We start from the raw sequence: 13195 nt of genomic DNA, 5'->3' as shown, positions 1-13195 counted from the left end.
TTTCAGGGTCGGCCCTCCTATTGGCGTGGGTAGCTGTCTGTAAAACAGTAGCTTAAAGCGTTGCTGGTTCAATTCCAGCCCGACCCATTTGTAACTGCATTTAATCCGCAGTTGCAATTTTGAGAACGTGGTGTAGCCGGATAACATCTCAGTTAATAAAACTGAAGATTGAGGGTTCAAATCCCTCCGTTCTCGCGCTCGGAGAGGTGGCCGAGTGGCTTAAGGCGCTTTCCTGCTAAGAAAGAGCGGTTTAACAGCCGTCGAGGGTTCAAATCCCTCCTTCTCCGTTTTCCCCCGATAGCTCAGTTGGTAGAGCGCTTGTGTGAAGAACAAGAGGTCGTCAGTTCGATACTGACTTGGGGGATTGCGTTGCCTTATAGCTCAATGGTAGAGCAAGCGGTTGTTAACCGTTAGGTTGTAGGTTCGAGTCCTACTGGGGCAGCCATTTTTTTAACTGCCGGGTAGACAAATTGGTAAAGTCGCCTATCTCTGAAATAGGAGTTTCTGTAGTTTCAAAGCCTACCCCGGCACCCAATTATTGGGAAGTCGCCTAATCGGTATGGCACCGCTCTTTGAAAGCGGCAAAATGCAGGTTCGATCCCTGCCTTCCCAGTTCTGCTATTACGAAAGCAGATAAATTACACTCCTGTAGCCCAATTGGCAGAGGCCGCAGTTTCAAAAATTGTGTTGTGTGAGTTCAAATCTCACTCCCGAGTACCAAATTTTCAACTAAGTTTCTACTTGCTCCTGTGGCGGAATTGGCAGACGCGGCAGACTTAAAATCTGTTTTATTTTGAGTGTGAGTTCGAGTCTCACTAGGAGCATGAACGGGATGTAATTCAGCGGCCAGAAGCCATGCTTTGGGAGCATGGAGTCGTTGGTTCAAATCCAACCATCCCGACTTTGCCCCTGTGATGTAATTGGAAAACATCACTCGCTCAAAACGAGTGTTTTTTGCAGGTTCGAGGCCTGTCAGGGGTATGAGGTTTTATTCAATCTCAAATCTCAAATCTCAAATCGGTTTTGCCCCTGTAGCCCAATCGGTAGAGGCGCTAGATTTAGGATCTAGTTAGTGCTGGTTCGATGCCAGTCAGGGGTATTTGGTGACATCGCGGGTGAAGTAGCCTGGGTAGGCTTGGAGGTCTCATAAGCCTCTTAATAGCAGGTTCAACTCCTGCCCCCGCCACCAAAAATGCAGGTGTGAGGTAATTGGCAACATGAGGCTCTTGTAAAGCTTTTTTCCGAGTTCAAATCTCACCATCTGCTTGGCGTGCTGGTGTAGCTCAATTAGGTAGAGCAACTGATTTGTAATCAGTCGGTTGTAGGTTCAATTCCTATCACCAGCCCCACAATTGCGGATATGGTGTAACGGTAGCATTCGAGTCTTCCAAACTCTAGGCACGAGTTCAATCCTCGTTATCCGCTTGGCTAAACGAGAGGTTTTTTCAATCCAAAATCTTAAATTTCAAATCTCAAATCGGTTTGCGGGTGTGATGTAAAGGCTAGCATCTGAGTATGCCATTCTCAGCGCATGGGTTCGAGTCCCATCATCCGCTTTTGTAGTCCTGAGCTTCGAGGGTAGAGCGTTTGCCTTACAAGGAGACGCGGGGTAATCTCCTGTCAGGACTACCAATTTATGGGAGTGTAGCTCAATGGATAGAGCGCCACGCTTCGGACGCGGATGTTGTGGGTTCAAATCCTACCACTCTCGTTGTTTTTGCTTTAATTTAAGGAGGTTGATTCCATTGAATGGATAATTTTTTATATTAAGAGCGATCGCCCTTTGCGTGTCCCAATCTTTGGAGCCTACATACTTTAGTACGAGAGGAAAGGTAACGCTGTCAAAATCAGCGGGCGTTTGAGAACGAGGAGTGCATTGAACCCGGCAGGTTGGCTTGAAGGTAGCCATCCTTTAAAGAGTGTGTAATAACTCATCGGCGGAGTCCCTCTAGTAACTGAGAAAACGCAATGCTCTGATAACTTGCACGGAAAGTGCGTGAAGCGCAGCTATCCCGTAGGAAATCGCACATTAACAAAAAACATGGGAGCGTAACTCAACTGGATAGAGTGTCGAGCTTCTACCTCGAATGTTGTGGGTTCAAGTCCTACCGCTCCTGCTGTCTGGGGTTCGTAGCTTAATTGGTAAAGCATCTAACTGGCTGTTAGAAAGATATCGGTTCAAATCCGATCGCGATCCACCACACCAATTTTAGATTTTAGATTTTAGATTTTAGATTTACTCTACAGGTAAATCTTTGACGCGGGGTCATAGCTCAATTGGTAGAGCGCTTGCTTTGCACGCAAGAGGCCAGGAGTTCGATTCTCCTTGACTCCACTTTCGGTGTCTGAAGTCGAAGCGGTCGAGACGCTAGCCTGTGAAGCTAGTTATTAGCGGGTTCGAGGCCCGTCGGACACCTTTGAATTGATAATGGAGGTTATGATATTAAGGTATTTTTGAGAGGTTGATTTCAGAAACTTTTTTTCTTGAGAGCAGTTAATAATTGCTAATTCAATTCCCTTTTCTAAACAGGCTTGAAACTTGCGACTATAATTATTTTGAATAGACGCTAGTTTTTCGGTTCCATAAATTGGCTCGTAATGGAAAATGCCATTTAACTCAAAAGCTAAATTTAGAGAAGGAATGTATATATCAATCTCTGCATTTATGGCATCTTTGCGATTGAAATAAATTTCTATCTCTCGATAAAGGTTTAAAAGCTGCTCCTTAATCCAATGTTCAAGCTTAGATCGTCGATTTCCATAATTTTTATGGCAATTATTGTAAGTTGCTGTACATGAATTTGAACAAAAATCTGGTTGGCCCTCTTGTAGTCGGTGTCTTTGTTTATAAAAAACCTGATCACAGGTAAAACAAACTACTTCCTTCGCTAGAATTGGTTTGACAAATAACGGTAAGCCTGCTGCTTTCAAAGCATTATTCCAACTGCCAAATTTCCTGACAACTGTATTGTGTGCTACTGGGCAAGGAATACTTTTATTTCTAACTTTATTTAAGGCAGGAACTTCACCGCGAGACTGATAGTATTCTTGGAACAATTTTATTAGTTGATCTTGAGTGATTTGCATGACAAGTTTTTAAAGGTATTGCCATCTTACTTTTAAATGGGGTGTGTATTAATAATAAAAATTTTTAAGAGTCGTTATACACCCAAAATTTGGGAAGCTGCTGCCGAGAGGACGGCAACCTGTCTCGAACACAGGAGTGCAGTTAACAATTGTAGGGGTTCGACTCCTCCAGCTTCCGTTATTCAACTTGGAAGATGCCGCTAAATGGTTGGCAACCAGTCTTGAAAACTGGGGTACGGGTAACTGTAAGGGTTCGATTCCTTCATCTTCCTTTTAACCACCGGAAGTCGAAAAGCGAGACACCGTGCTGATAACGCGGGGATAGGAGGGGCAGTACCTCCTCGGTGGATTGCTTATGATTTTATATATAAATAAGGGAGAATTATGGTTAATTTTTTCACGAGATTTGCTATCCTAGACTGAGCAAAACTATGGGGAGGTCGCCTAAGTGGAATGGCACCGTAAAAACTTTGGAAAAGCGGCTCCCAAAAGGACGATCGGGTTTGTTGAGTAGGGTAAAAAGTTGCTTCGCGATATTCCCTGAAAACGCAAACTGGCAGCGGGTTGCGGAGGCACTGAAAGGAATTAACAGTCCGAGATGGGGGCAGTTCTCATCTGCTTGCGGGCAGTAAGGAAGCGCGTTTCCTGAAAGTTGCTGTCGATCGATGCGGGTTCGAGTCCCGTCCTCTCCATTTATTGTCTTTTCACTTTATCAAAATGAACGTGAAACATGAGAAAACTAAAATATTACGTTGCTTGCACCGTTGACGGGTTTATTGCTCGCGAAAATGGCTCCTTTGATTTTTTGCCTATGAACGGAGAGCATTTTGCTGATTTGTTTGAGTTTTTTCCAGAGACTTTTCCGGCTCACGTTCAAAAGGCTCTCGGCATTCCTGCAGAGAACAAGCAGTTTGATGCTGTTTTGATGGGACGGAAAACCTATGAGGTAGGGCTAAATGTTGGTGTAACTAATCCTTATCCTAGCTTGAAGCAGTATGTCTTTTCGCGCACTATGGAAGCCAGCCCCGATGAGAATATTGAACTTGTTTCGGACAATCCTGTTGCATTGGTTAAGGAATTGAAAAAAGAAACGGGTAAAGATATCTGGCTCTGCGGTGGTGGCGCTTTAGCGGCAACTCTTTTTTCGGAGATTGACGAGATGATTGTGAAGTTAAATCCGGTAGTAATCGGAGCGGGAATTCCGCTTTTTTCTGGTGCACTCGATCCGACAAATTTGGAACTTACCGATCGCAAAATCTATAGCAACGGTTTCATGTTGCTTCATTATCGAGTGAAGCATTAGCAATCGGGACTTTATGCGTTGCAATTGCTGGGGGCAAGAAACGAGTGAAGTCTTTACTACACAAGGATTTTTTAGGAATTACACAAACGCTGAATTTTTATGGGTGGTTAGCAAAGCGGTTATGCACCCGGCTTTTAACCGGTATCAGATAGGTTCAACTCCTATACCACCCACTCAATCGATTTTAGATTGTAGATTGTAGATTTTAGATTGAGGGATATCTGTGAAACTTTAGACTTTAGATTGAACGGCATATTGTTGCATGGAATCTGCTGCATTTATCTGCGTTCATTTGGGTTATCTGCGGTGAAAAATCAAAAACTTGGAAAGTGTTGCTGTGTGGACGGCAACTGGTTTGGAATACCAGCGTGCAGCGCAAAGCTGTAGAGGTTCGACTCCTCCACTTTTCTTTTTAGTCATTAGCGAGCAATCCTTACTCATTAACAAGAGTCTAAGGACTAAAAACTAATGATTGAAAACAAACAACAATTCTAAAAGGAGAATCAAATGTAATGTCACGCACCAAATTTGAACGGAACAAACCCCACGTCAATGTCGGTACGATCGGTCACGTTGACCACGGCAAAACAACCCTCACAGCAGCGATTACAATGACGCTGGCTGCACAGGGTCGGGCCAAGGCTAAAAAGTACGATGAAATCGATGCTGCACCGGAAGAAAAACAGCGGGGAATCACGATTAATACGGCTCACGTTGAGTATGAAACAGGCGATCGCCATTACGCTCACGTTGATTGTCCGGGTCACGCTGATTACGTGAAAAACATGATCGTGGGTGCCGCTCAAATGGATGGTGCAATCCTCGTCGTGTCGGCGGCAGATGGTTCGATGCCTCAAACTCGCGAACATATCTTGTTAGCGCGGCAAGTGGGAGTGCCGAAGTTGGTTGTCTTTTTGAATAAGAAAGATATGGTGGACGATGCGGAAATTTTGGAGTTGGTCGAGTTAGAAATTCGCGAACTTCTCAGTTCTTACGGTTTCCCCGGCGATGATATTCCAATTGTCGCAGGTTCGGCACTGAAAGCGCTGGAAAAGATGACTGCTAATCCGAAAATACGCCGCGGCGAGGATGAGTGGGTTGATGGCATTTACAATTTGATGGATGCGGTAGATGACTGGATTTCTACGCCTGATCGCGATATTGACAAACCTTTTCTGATGGCTGTTGAAGATGTGTTCTCGATCAAAGGTCGGGGAACTGTCGCAACTGGCAAAATCGAGCGGGGTAAAATCAAAGTCGGCGATACTGTGGAATTGGTGGGAATCCAAAACACTCGCACGATAACAGTTATCGGCGTTGAAATGTTCCAGCAACTTCTGGATGAAGGAATGGCTGGAGATAATGTCGGTTTGTTGCTTCGCGGCATCCAAAAAGACGAAATTGAGCGGGGGATGGTGCTTGCTAAACCCGGTTCCATTAAACCTCACACTGAATTCGATTCTGAGGTTTACGTGCTGTCGGAAAAAGAAGGCGGCCGCCGGACTCCTTTTGTTGCGGGATATCGCCCTCAATTCTTCGTGCGGACAACGGATGTTACAGGTACGATCGCATCTTTTACGGCTGATGACGGGAGCGCGATAAACATGGTAATTCCGGGCGATCGCGTTAATATGACTGTGAAGTTGTTGCAGCCGATCGCGATCGAACAAAATATGCGTTTTGCCATCCGCGAAGGCAATCGTACTGTGGGCGCCGGTGTGGTCTCCCACATTCTCAAGTAGACGCTTTCGGAACCAATTAGAATCAGTAGGGTGGCAAAAGTCCACCTTACTCATTCATTCACAGCAAATTTTTCTGTGTGGATGCAATAGAGCGCCAAGATGGAGTCAAGCGAATTGTCTAGATTGGAGATGGCCAAGTACCAGATTTGCTTGGATGGTCGGGCGCAGGTTTTGCACAACTCTGGGGAGGTGCTTGAGGTCGATCGCGCTTAAATCAAATGTGGAATCAGGGCGCTCGAACTTAAATTAAATATTCGAGTAAGGGCGAACGCCACAAATTTTAACAAAAATAGTTGATTTTTCAGAACGGTTGTGTTATACTAGCTTAGATGCGGGAGTATAGCTCAGTTGGTTAGAGCAGGTGACTCTTAATCTCAAGGTCGAAGGTTCAAGTCCTTCTACTCCCATCCCAAATCCTCAACCTGAATTTATCGAAACTCACGAGTGCAGTCAACTGCTGTAACAGTTCGAGGCGTCGGGGTGTTTGCGTTGTCAGATTTTTAATGCCGATCGACCGCTCGGCTCATCCGATCGATAAAAGTGCGATCGCCCAAGCTATTTTTAAACTGAATAACAACAGGAAATGGTGATTAGCTATGATGGCCAATCTCTCGGCGCGCTGCTATGCGGGCGATCGCGATTTAGATGCGATCGCCAATTTAATCAATACTTGCGAAGAAGTCGATCGGCTGGATCAAGGCACTTCAATCTCCGAATTACAACAAGAATTTAACGAACCTTCCCTAGATGTAGGGCGCGATATCTGCCTTTGGGAAGATGCGGAGGGAAAATTAATCGGTTTTGCTCAGTTGTCAGTTTCTGAGCCTGGGGAAGTAATTGACGGTTGGCTGTCGTTTCGGGTCCGCCCCGACGCGCGATCGGGCGATGTGGAAGCAGCCGCGATCGCCTGGGGTGAAGTGCGGATGCGCGAGGTGTCTGCGATGCGGAGCGCGCCCGTGAAGCTGCGATCTTGGGCTCGCGCTGAGGATTGCGATCGCATTTCTGTGCTCGCAAGTTGCGGTTTCAGGGCCGATCGCTATTTTTTCCGCATGGCGCGATCGCTCTGTGAACCAATCCCAGAACCGCAATTTCCCGAAGGTTTCTTGCTGCGTCAAGTCTCCTGCGAACAGGATGCGGAAGCTTGGGTAGAAATGTTCAACCAGTCGTTTATCGACCACTGGAACCACCACGATTTTACAGTAGAGAAATCCAATTACTATTCAACTCTACCCAATTATAGAAACGAGCTAGATTCGATCGCTGTTGCAGCAGACGGCACTTTTGCCGCTTTTTGCTACTGCGAAATTAACCCCGATGAAAACGATCGCACCGGCAGAAACGAAGGCTGGATTTGTGTTCTCGGTACGCGGCGTGGCTTCCGCAAAATTGGATTGGGACGAGCAATGTTGCTGGCTGGTTTGCATCGACTCAAAGCTGCCGGTGTCGAGACTGCTATTCTCGGCGTCGATGCTGAAAATTCCTGCGGTGCGCTGCGGCTTTACGAATCAGTAGGCTTTCACAATATTCGCAAGAGCATTTCTTATGTTAAGGATATTTAATTGATAGGGACTTACTCACATCTTGCACCATTCTCACGAACAGGCAAGATGCCTGTTCCACAAGAAAATTCACTCTTTGTGGAACAGGCATCTTGCCTATTCATAAAAAGCTTATTGAGAATGGTGCAACATCTCAGGACTTACGCACTCCGACCCAAGAAACCCGGTTTTTTACCGGATCTGCGGGTAACAACGAAATATTTTCGTGAAAAAACCCGGTTTCTCGCCACTCGTGTAAGTTTTATCTAAAAAACTTTTGCTACCCCCTTGACACCTGTGTAGTATAAATGTAGTATATAAATATGGAAAGCGCAGGACAAGCAAAAACCTGTATTTTTCGTGCAAATTCTGAACCTTGACAACTAAATATTGCTCAAAATTTCAAGGAACATCAATTTGAAAGTCTTGTAACATAGACTCGATTGTCATGTTGTTACTTTATACGAGACTGTTCGGTTACAAACTGACTCTGTTCGACTCAGATATTGTACGAAATCAGTCTAATTTCAACGAATTTGATGCGGATTCAGAACAGACAATTTCAGCCAGATTTCAATCAACCAAAAAGGCTGAGGAAATCCGCAGAATCAAACAAGCTTATCATTTAGAACGGCGCTTCTTTCAGTAAAGATTATCAGATTTCGTGAATCTTTACCGATACTGGCAATTTGCTAAGTCTCACAAAAAGCCAAAGTCGAGAGCAGATAAGCTACTAATCCCAAATCCAAAATTGCTCTAGGAGGTATCGGTAATGGTTCACATTCGTTTTGAAGGACGTTCCTACGATCTGGCGGAAAACCAACTGGGTATCACGGCAGGAATGAGCGACAAGGCTATTAAGGAACGTCTGGCAAATCATTTTGATGTCAAAGGCGATCGCTTCGAGTCTTACGTTCTGGATCGCCGTCCCAGCGGCGATTTAATTGTCCGCCCAGAAGCTGTTTACGGCTAGAAATTCACTTAAAGCACGTATTAGGCAGCGCACCCTAACAAAAGAAGCTTACAAACTGGATACGTTCGACTTAAAATCGAATTGTAGGTTCAATTCCTACTTGCCGCGAGGCTAAAGCTTCTCTGACTTGTGCGCTGCCTTTTATAGCTGAATTTTTTATATCTATCCGGCGCTTAAAAGTTCCACTTCGCGCCCCAACAAAGGAAGCCTACATACTAGCTCATTGGTAGAGCATTTCTCTTAAAAAGAAACGGTCGCGGGTTCAACTCCTGCGTATGTGCCAACGGCTTTCTTGACTTGCGCGAAGTGACTTTTTAGGCGCTATAAGCTCTTGTTTTTAATTCAGGATAATAATTAAGTAATCCTGTTTGTATTGAAGACTTCCGTCCTCAAAAATAAATTGGGTATTAGCCATGAGAAAAAGACTGGCAATTTACCGATCGCCCAAGGAGATAGACAGTCTCATTCATGCCTTCCAAGAAGGCAACCTGTCGCGAAGTCAATGGACGCACGAAGCACATTTAACCGTTGCCCTGTGGTATCTGTGTTATGAATCGGAGCAAGAAGCGATAAATGCGATTCGCAATGGCATTAAACGTTACAACTCGGTTCAAGGAATTGAAACCACAAAAAACAGTGGATATCACGAAACGCTAACGCTGTTTTGGGTGCGAATTATTCGCCGATATCTCGCCGATGAAAGCCAAAATAGCTCGATCGTACATCTGGCTAACGGTTTGATTGCCAAATATGCCGATTCCCTACAAGATAGCTCCGCTTCACGCACTTTACCCTTTCGCTACTACACGCGCGATCGGTTGATGTCTTCGGAAGCTCGAACTAGCTGGGTTGAACCGGATTTAAAGTCACTAGACTCCGAAATAGTCCGCCAGGGATTTCAATCCCTGTCTAATAGCTAAAGTCCTCTAAAGAGGACTAAAGATATTTGTTTTTGTTGGTTTTTAATCACAGAAAATACATTTTTAAACACGCATTTCAGTCCTCTTAAGAGGACTTAACCTTTGAGCCAGGGATTTCAATCCCTGGCGGACTAAGGGAATAGGTGCAAAATATTAGGTGACAGCAATGAATATGAATGCAGCAGAACGGGATTTACGTGTGGAAATGCTCAACAGTCTGCTCACAACTCCTCACCGTCAACTGGAAAAGGTGGCAGAAATTCACAAGTTAATTATCGAATTAGACCCCATTTTTTATGGTCATTTAGCAGTGTGGTATCAACGTCACGGCGACGTGCGAGATCACAAGGAAGTTTTTGCCGGAAATTTGCTGACTTCGGCGCTGACGGAACACCGAGATGCCGGTTTTATGATGCTGCAAGAGTTCCCTCCCTACGAGGTTTCGCGGATTGTGGACTTTATGAAGCGGCACCAGAATAAGGTGCCTCGCAGCGCGCGCACTGCTGTTACTCGCTATCTGAAATCGCGGGAAAAGAATGCACAGTTTTTCGATCGCGCCGCCATCCGCAACCGCAAGGCGATGAAACATTTGTACGCAACGCTGCACGTCAAGCCGAGCGATCGCGCTAATGCTATTCTGTTTAAAGACAATCCGCCGGAAGACTCTCTGGCATTCGTTTTGAAGCAGTTAGCAAAGGCGGCGACACCTGCGGAACAGGCGAATTTGATTGTTGAGTACAAGATTCCGTATACGATCGCAGTTGGTGCGATCAGACAGCTAACGCCAACGGTTTTGGCGGCGCTGATTAACTCGATGTCGCCGCAGGAAGTCATCAACAATTTGAAATCGATTCAGTCGCGCGGCGCGATGGATCACGCGGAAGTCAAGCAGTTGATTGACTCGAAGCTGGATGAAGCGGCAAAGTGCGATCGGGTTTCTGCTTACAAAGCGAGTGTTGCGGGCGCGGGGGCGAACTTCGACGCAGCAACGGCGGCGAAGCTGGAAGCGGTGACAAACGAACAGGTGAAGAAGCGCGGCAAGATTGCGAAAGCAACGGGTTTGTTGATTGACAAGTCTGGTTCGATGGAAAGTGCGATCGAAATCGGTAAGCGTCTAGCTGCCTTGATTTCCGGCATTTCCGACGCTGCACTGTTTGTCTACGCCTTTGACACGATGCCGTATCCAGTGCAAGCAAACGGCAGCGAATTGACAGACTGGGAACGCGCTTTCAAGCACATCCACGCTGGCGGTGGCACAAGTTGCGGTTGCGCGGTGGAAGCAATGCGAATTAAGAAGCAAGTTGTCGATCAATTTATCCTCGTAACAGATGAAGGCGAAAACTCTTCACCTTACTTCGTGGATTCTTACCCGAATTACTGCCGCAGTTTGGGGGTAATTCCTGATGTTCTGATTGTGCGAGTTGGTGATTGGTGCGAAGATGTTGAGAAGCACTTAAAGGACAAACAAGTATCGGTGGAAACCTTTACGTTTTCCGGTGATTACTACTCCTTGCCGAATTTAGTGCCGATGTTGAGCCGTCCTTCGCGGCTGGAATTGTTGATGGAAATTCTGGACACGTCGCTGCCTGTGAGGGATGACAAGTGATATAATTGGGCATGGCTCGTGAGTTAAGCTCGCGGGCTATGCTTACTTTATGGGATAGCTACTGTGCCATACCTCAAAGCAAAACATCTATCAACCCAAGGTAAAAGGTTGAATGATAGGGTAAAAACTGCTAATCGCAAGTTAATTTATATTGGTGGTGAAATCAGGTTTCAATCCGAGATGGATTTGGAAGATTATATAGATGAGAACTTTGATGAAATCTTTCCCTCGCTAATTAAAATCAAAAGACAGCATACTGTAAAAATGCAGCGATGCGATTTATTGTGCTGTACCAAATCCGAAAATCAGCCGATAATTATTGAGTTGAAAAATGAAGAAGATCGAGGATTAGTTTCGCAGCTAACTCGTTATCGTAAAGCTATTCTCACCAATAAATGCTTTGAGGATAAAATTGACTATTCATTGCCCGTGAAAATGATAGCGATCGCACCGAGTTTTCACGATGATAATTACACAGACAAAGAAGCTTCAAAATTTGAAGAAGATTTTTGTTTTTGGGAATTTGCTGTACAAAATTATCATAATTCAGGTCAATTTAAACTATTAAGTCAAATTTATGAAATTTCTTACCCTGTATTTGGGTTGCCAGAAATCTCTCATAATTTAGATATTAGCAGTTTACCTCCTTTTACTTGCAATTTTGTAGGTAGGCTCCCACCAGACTATCATACAGATTTTCTGAAGTTGCGAACTTTGCTTTTGTCTCAGCCAAAAGTAAAAGAAATGGTTAGTACCACTTACAGAAAAATATTGTATGGAACTGGGGATGGAGTGAATCACAAAAAAGTGGCAGAAATAACTAACACTACTAACGGAATCTTTTTATTTCTTTGGTTGCCAACAGCCGTTAATAAAAATATCAAAACACCGATAACTCGATTTGGATGTGTTTTGAAAAAAGTAGGCAACCCTTTTTCTTCAAATTCTTCTATAGAATGGGTTGTTTGTACCAAAGATACTATCAACTTAAAAGAGCAACCTCAACCTAATACATTTTCAGGAATGACTAGGCATGGAATGTTAAAATGGTGTAAACCTAATATGTACTTGACGCAAGCTGCACTAGGTTATAATCATAATACTTTTTTCTTACTTTTGTATCTCCTTAAAGGAATTACTCCACCTATTGATAGCACTACTAGGGAATGGTGGGAAATTTACCAAAAGGAGACAGACTTTAATTTAGGATGGTTTATAGATTTAGCTATCCAAACCTGGAATTATCGCGTCAAGTAAAACTTTTATATATGGAGACATTCAGCAGCAAACGGAAAACAGCCCGCAATCCTTCAGGTGTTAGCATTGTAAATTATTCTCTAGTTTGATCAATAATTTCTTGTAATTCTGGATTAGCGATGGAGGAGACTAACTGGGAATCCGCACCAGCCAAAGCAGCGCGCAACTTTTCCGAAGTCAGTGCGGGATATTTCTCTAACACTTGCTGTTGTGTCCATCCTGCCGCAAAGAGCCCCAGCAAAAATTCTACAGATAATCGAGTTTCTGGCGCTGCTGGTTGACTTGTTGAAGCTTTCGGGTTTGCATTAATGAGCTTTCGCCAGTCCATTGTTTTACTTAAACGATTGGGGAAGATTCCGCCGATTATACTGCATTTGGACACAGTAGAAACACGGGGATCGTTGACTGACTTTGTAACAGTGCCACCGCAGGTGATACCATTTTAGATTTTAGATTTTAAATTTTAGATTGGGAATCACTGATGAATTAGGGGTTTGAAGCTTGGCGAGAGTCAGATTTTTATTGAACTGGTGTTATTTCCCGATTTTGCGATTAAATTGTTATTACGATCGCAGTACAGCACTTTCTTATAGACTAGAGTAATGGGGTAGCGACGGGGCGATCGCCCTTTTTCGTTTTGTCCGTTTCAATACCAAACCGCGTTAGCGTTAGCGAAGCGATCCGAAGGAAAGCCCGCCCCTTGTATCTTAAAAGAGTTGGTGTAGCGATCGTACCGTCAAGCAGGCGATCGCTCCGTCAAGCAGGCAAT

At 44.6% G+C, this 13195-nt stretch carries 10 protein-coding genes and 24 tRNA genes; 32 read left to right on the top strand and 2 right to left on the bottom strand.

What is annotated here, in order from left to right; all coding sequences use genetic code 11:
• Positions 1–5: 5 nt before the first annotated feature.
• The 19 genes from QUA24_RS21325 to QUA24_RS21235 all read left to right on the top strand — a co-directional run bounded on the left by QUA24_RS21325 (position 6) and on the right by QUA24_RS21235 (position 2416).
• Positions 6–87 (top strand) — tRNA-Tyr (locus QUA24_RS21325).
• A gap of 34 nt (positions 88–121) precedes the next feature.
• Positions 122–195: transfer RNA gene (locus QUA24_RS21320), tRNA-Tyr, on the top strand.
• A 5-nt stretch (positions 196–200) separates the two neighbouring features.
• A tRNA-Ser gene (locus tag QUA24_RS21315) sits at positions 201–287 on the top strand.
• A 4-nt stretch (positions 288–291) separates the two neighbouring features.
• Positions 292–364 (top strand) — tRNA-Phe (locus tag QUA24_RS21310).
• A 6-nt stretch (positions 365–370) separates the two neighbouring features.
• Positions 371–445 (top strand) — tRNA-Asn (locus QUA24_RS21305).
• A 10-nt stretch (positions 446–455) separates the two neighbouring features.
• Positions 456–534 (top strand) — tRNA-Gln (locus QUA24_RS21300).
• Positions 535–539: 5 nt separating this feature from the next.
• Positions 540–613: transfer RNA gene (locus QUA24_RS21295), tRNA-Gln, on the top strand.
• 130 nt (positions 614–743) lie between these two features.
• Positions 744–824 (top strand) — tRNA-Leu (locus QUA24_RS21290).
• Between the two features lie 4 nt (positions 825–828).
• A tRNA-Pro gene (locus QUA24_RS21285) sits at positions 829–901 on the top strand.
• 4 nt (positions 902–905) lie between these two features.
• Positions 906–981 (top strand) — tRNA-Leu (locus QUA24_RS21280).
• Positions 982–1025: 44 nt separating this feature from the next.
• A tRNA-Leu gene (locus QUA24_RS21275) sits at positions 1026–1099 on the top strand.
• A gap of 173 nt (positions 1100–1272) precedes the next feature.
• Positions 1273–1349 (top strand) — tRNA-Thr (locus tag QUA24_RS21270).
• A 5-nt stretch (positions 1350–1354) separates the two neighbouring features.
• Positions 1355–1425 (top strand) — tRNA-Gly (locus QUA24_RS21265).
• A 136-nt stretch (positions 1426–1561) separates the two neighbouring features.
• Positions 1562–1632: transfer RNA gene (locus QUA24_RS21260), tRNA-Lys, on the top strand.
• Positions 1633–1638: 6 nt separating this feature from the next.
• Positions 1639–1711: transfer RNA gene (locus tag QUA24_RS21255), tRNA-Arg, on the top strand.
• Between the two features lie 332 nt (positions 1712–2043).
• Positions 2044–2117: transfer RNA gene (locus QUA24_RS21250), tRNA-Arg, on the top strand.
• A 7-nt stretch (positions 2118–2124) separates the two neighbouring features.
• Positions 2125–2201, top strand: a tRNA-Ala gene (locus tag QUA24_RS21245).
• A gap of 61 nt (positions 2202–2262) precedes the next feature.
• A tRNA-Ala gene (locus tag QUA24_RS21240) sits at positions 2263–2335 on the top strand.
• Between the two features lie 6 nt (positions 2336–2341).
• Positions 2342–2416: transfer RNA gene (locus QUA24_RS21235), tRNA-His, on the top strand.
• Here the strand turns inward: QUA24_RS21235 and QUA24_RS21230 are convergent.
• Positions 2389–3087 carry a homing endonuclease associated repeat-containing protein gene (locus QUA24_RS21230; RefSeq protein ID WP_333231876.1) on the bottom strand — a complete coding sequence of 233 codons (699 nt, stop codon included), beginning with the start codon at positions 3085–3087 and terminating at the stop codon, positions 2389–2391. The two genes, QUA24_RS21235 and QUA24_RS21230, sit on opposite strands and share 28 nt — an antisense overlap.
• Positions 3088–3179: 92 nt before the next feature.
• Here QUA24_RS21230 and QUA24_RS21225 point away from each other — a divergent pair.
• The 13 genes from QUA24_RS21225 to QUA24_RS21165 all read left to right on the top strand — a co-directional run bounded on the left by QUA24_RS21225 (position 3180) and on the right by QUA24_RS21165 (position 12426).
• Positions 3180–3265 (top strand) — tRNA-Ser (locus tag QUA24_RS21225).
• A 552-nt stretch (positions 3266–3817) separates the two neighbouring features.
• Positions 3818–4390, top strand: coding sequence for a dihydrofolate reductase family protein (locus QUA24_RS21220; RefSeq protein ID WP_333231874.1), 573 nt, complete (start codon positions 3818–3820; stop codon positions 4388–4390).
• Positions 4391–4491: 101 nt separating this feature from the next.
• Positions 4492–4563, top strand: a tRNA-Lys gene (locus tag QUA24_RS21215).
• A gap of 151 nt (positions 4564–4714) precedes the next feature.
• Positions 4715–4800, top strand: a tRNA-Ser gene (locus tag QUA24_RS21210).
• A 102-nt stretch (positions 4801–4902) separates the two neighbouring features.
• Positions 4903–6132, top strand: a complete 1230-nt coding sequence (gene tuf, locus QUA24_RS21205; RefSeq protein WP_333231872.1) for an elongation factor Tu — start codon at positions 4903–4905, stop codon at positions 6130–6132.
• A gap of 333 nt (positions 6133–6465) precedes the next feature.
• A tRNA-Lys gene (locus tag QUA24_RS21200) sits at positions 6466–6539 on the top strand.
• A 189-nt stretch (positions 6540–6728) separates the two neighbouring features.
• On the top strand, positions 6729–7691 hold the full coding sequence (locus QUA24_RS21195) for a GNAT family N-acetyltransferase (protein WP_333231870.1): 963 nt from the start codon (positions 6729–6731) through the stop codon (positions 7689–7691).
• Between the two features lie 427 nt (positions 7692–8118).
• A complete protein-coding gene (locus QUA24_RS21190; RefSeq protein ID WP_333231868.1) occupies positions 8119–8319 on the top strand; it encodes a radical SAM protein in 201 nt (66 codons plus the stop codon).
• 123 nt (positions 8320–8442) lie between these two features.
• Positions 8443–8643 carry a hypothetical protein gene (locus QUA24_RS21185; protein ID WP_333231866.1) on the top strand — a complete coding sequence of 67 codons (201 nt, stop codon included), beginning with the start codon at positions 8443–8445 and terminating at the stop codon, positions 8641–8643.
• 210 nt (positions 8644–8853) lie between these two features.
• Positions 8854–8926, top strand: a tRNA-Leu gene (locus tag QUA24_RS21180).
• A 130-nt stretch (positions 8927–9056) separates the two neighbouring features.
• Entirely contained in the window at positions 9057–9563 is a 507-nt protein-coding gene (locus tag QUA24_RS21175; RefSeq protein ID WP_333231864.1) for a hypothetical protein, read from the top strand.
• 166 nt (positions 9564–9729) lie between these two features.
• Positions 9730–11169: a hypothetical protein gene (locus QUA24_RS21170; protein WP_333231907.1), complete on the top strand. Its 1440-nt coding sequence runs from the start codon at positions 9730–9732 to the stop codon at positions 11167–11169.
• A gap of 63 nt (positions 11170–11232) precedes the next feature.
• Positions 11233–12426, top strand: coding sequence for a hypothetical protein (locus tag QUA24_RS21165; protein ID WP_333231862.1), 1194 nt, complete (start codon positions 11233–11235; stop codon positions 12424–12426).
• Positions 12427–12499: 73 nt separating this feature from the next.
• On the opposite strand, the gene QUA24_RS21160 is transcribed toward QUA24_RS21165, so the two are convergent.
• A complete protein-coding gene (locus QUA24_RS21160; RefSeq protein ID WP_333231860.1) occupies positions 12500–12754 on the bottom strand; it encodes a DUF433 domain-containing protein in 255 nt (84 codons plus the stop codon).
• Positions 12755–13195 lie beyond the last annotated feature (441 nt).

The organism is Microcoleus sp. Pol12B5 (assembly GCF_036701335.1).
Lineage (GTDB): Bacteria > Cyanobacteriota > Cyanobacteriia > Cyanobacteriales > Microcoleaceae > Microcoleus.
This window is presented reverse-complemented; position numbering and strand designations above follow the sequence as displayed.

Bases quoted from the DNA above. Each gene is read 5' to 3' on its own strand.
- QUA24_RS21195 (WP_333231870.1), top strand. From the start codon at position 6,729: ATGATGGCCAATCTCTCGGCGCGCTGCTATGCGGGCGATCGCGATTTA.
- QUA24_RS21175 (WP_333231864.1), top strand. From the start codon at position 9,057: ATGAGAAAAAGACTGGCAATTTACCGATCGCCCAAGGAGATAGACAGT.
- QUA24_RS21230 (WP_333231876.1), bottom strand. From the start codon at position 3,087: ATGCAAATCACTCAAGATCAACTAATAAAATTGTTCCAAGAATACTAT.
- QUA24_RS21220 (WP_333231874.1), top strand. From the start codon at position 3,818: ATGAGAAAACTAAAATATTACGTTGCTTGCACCGTTGACGGGTTTATT.
- QUA24_RS21185 (WP_333231866.1), top strand. From the start codon at position 8,443: ATGGTTCACATTCGTTTTGAAGGACGTTCCTACGATCTGGCGGAAAAC.
- tuf (WP_333231872.1), top strand. From the start codon at position 4,903: ATGTCACGCACCAAATTTGAACGGAACAAACCCCACGTCAATGTCGGT.
- QUA24_RS21170 (WP_333231907.1), top strand. From the start codon at position 9,730: ATGAATATGAATGCAGCAGAACGGGATTTACGTGTGGAAATGCTCAAC.
- QUA24_RS21190 (WP_333231868.1), top strand. From the start codon at position 8,119: ATGTTGTTACTTTATACGAGACTGTTCGGTTACAAACTGACTCTGTTC.
- QUA24_RS21160 (WP_333231860.1), bottom strand. From the start codon at position 12,754: ATGGACTGGCGAAAGCTCATTAATGCAAACCCGAAAGCTTCAACAAGT.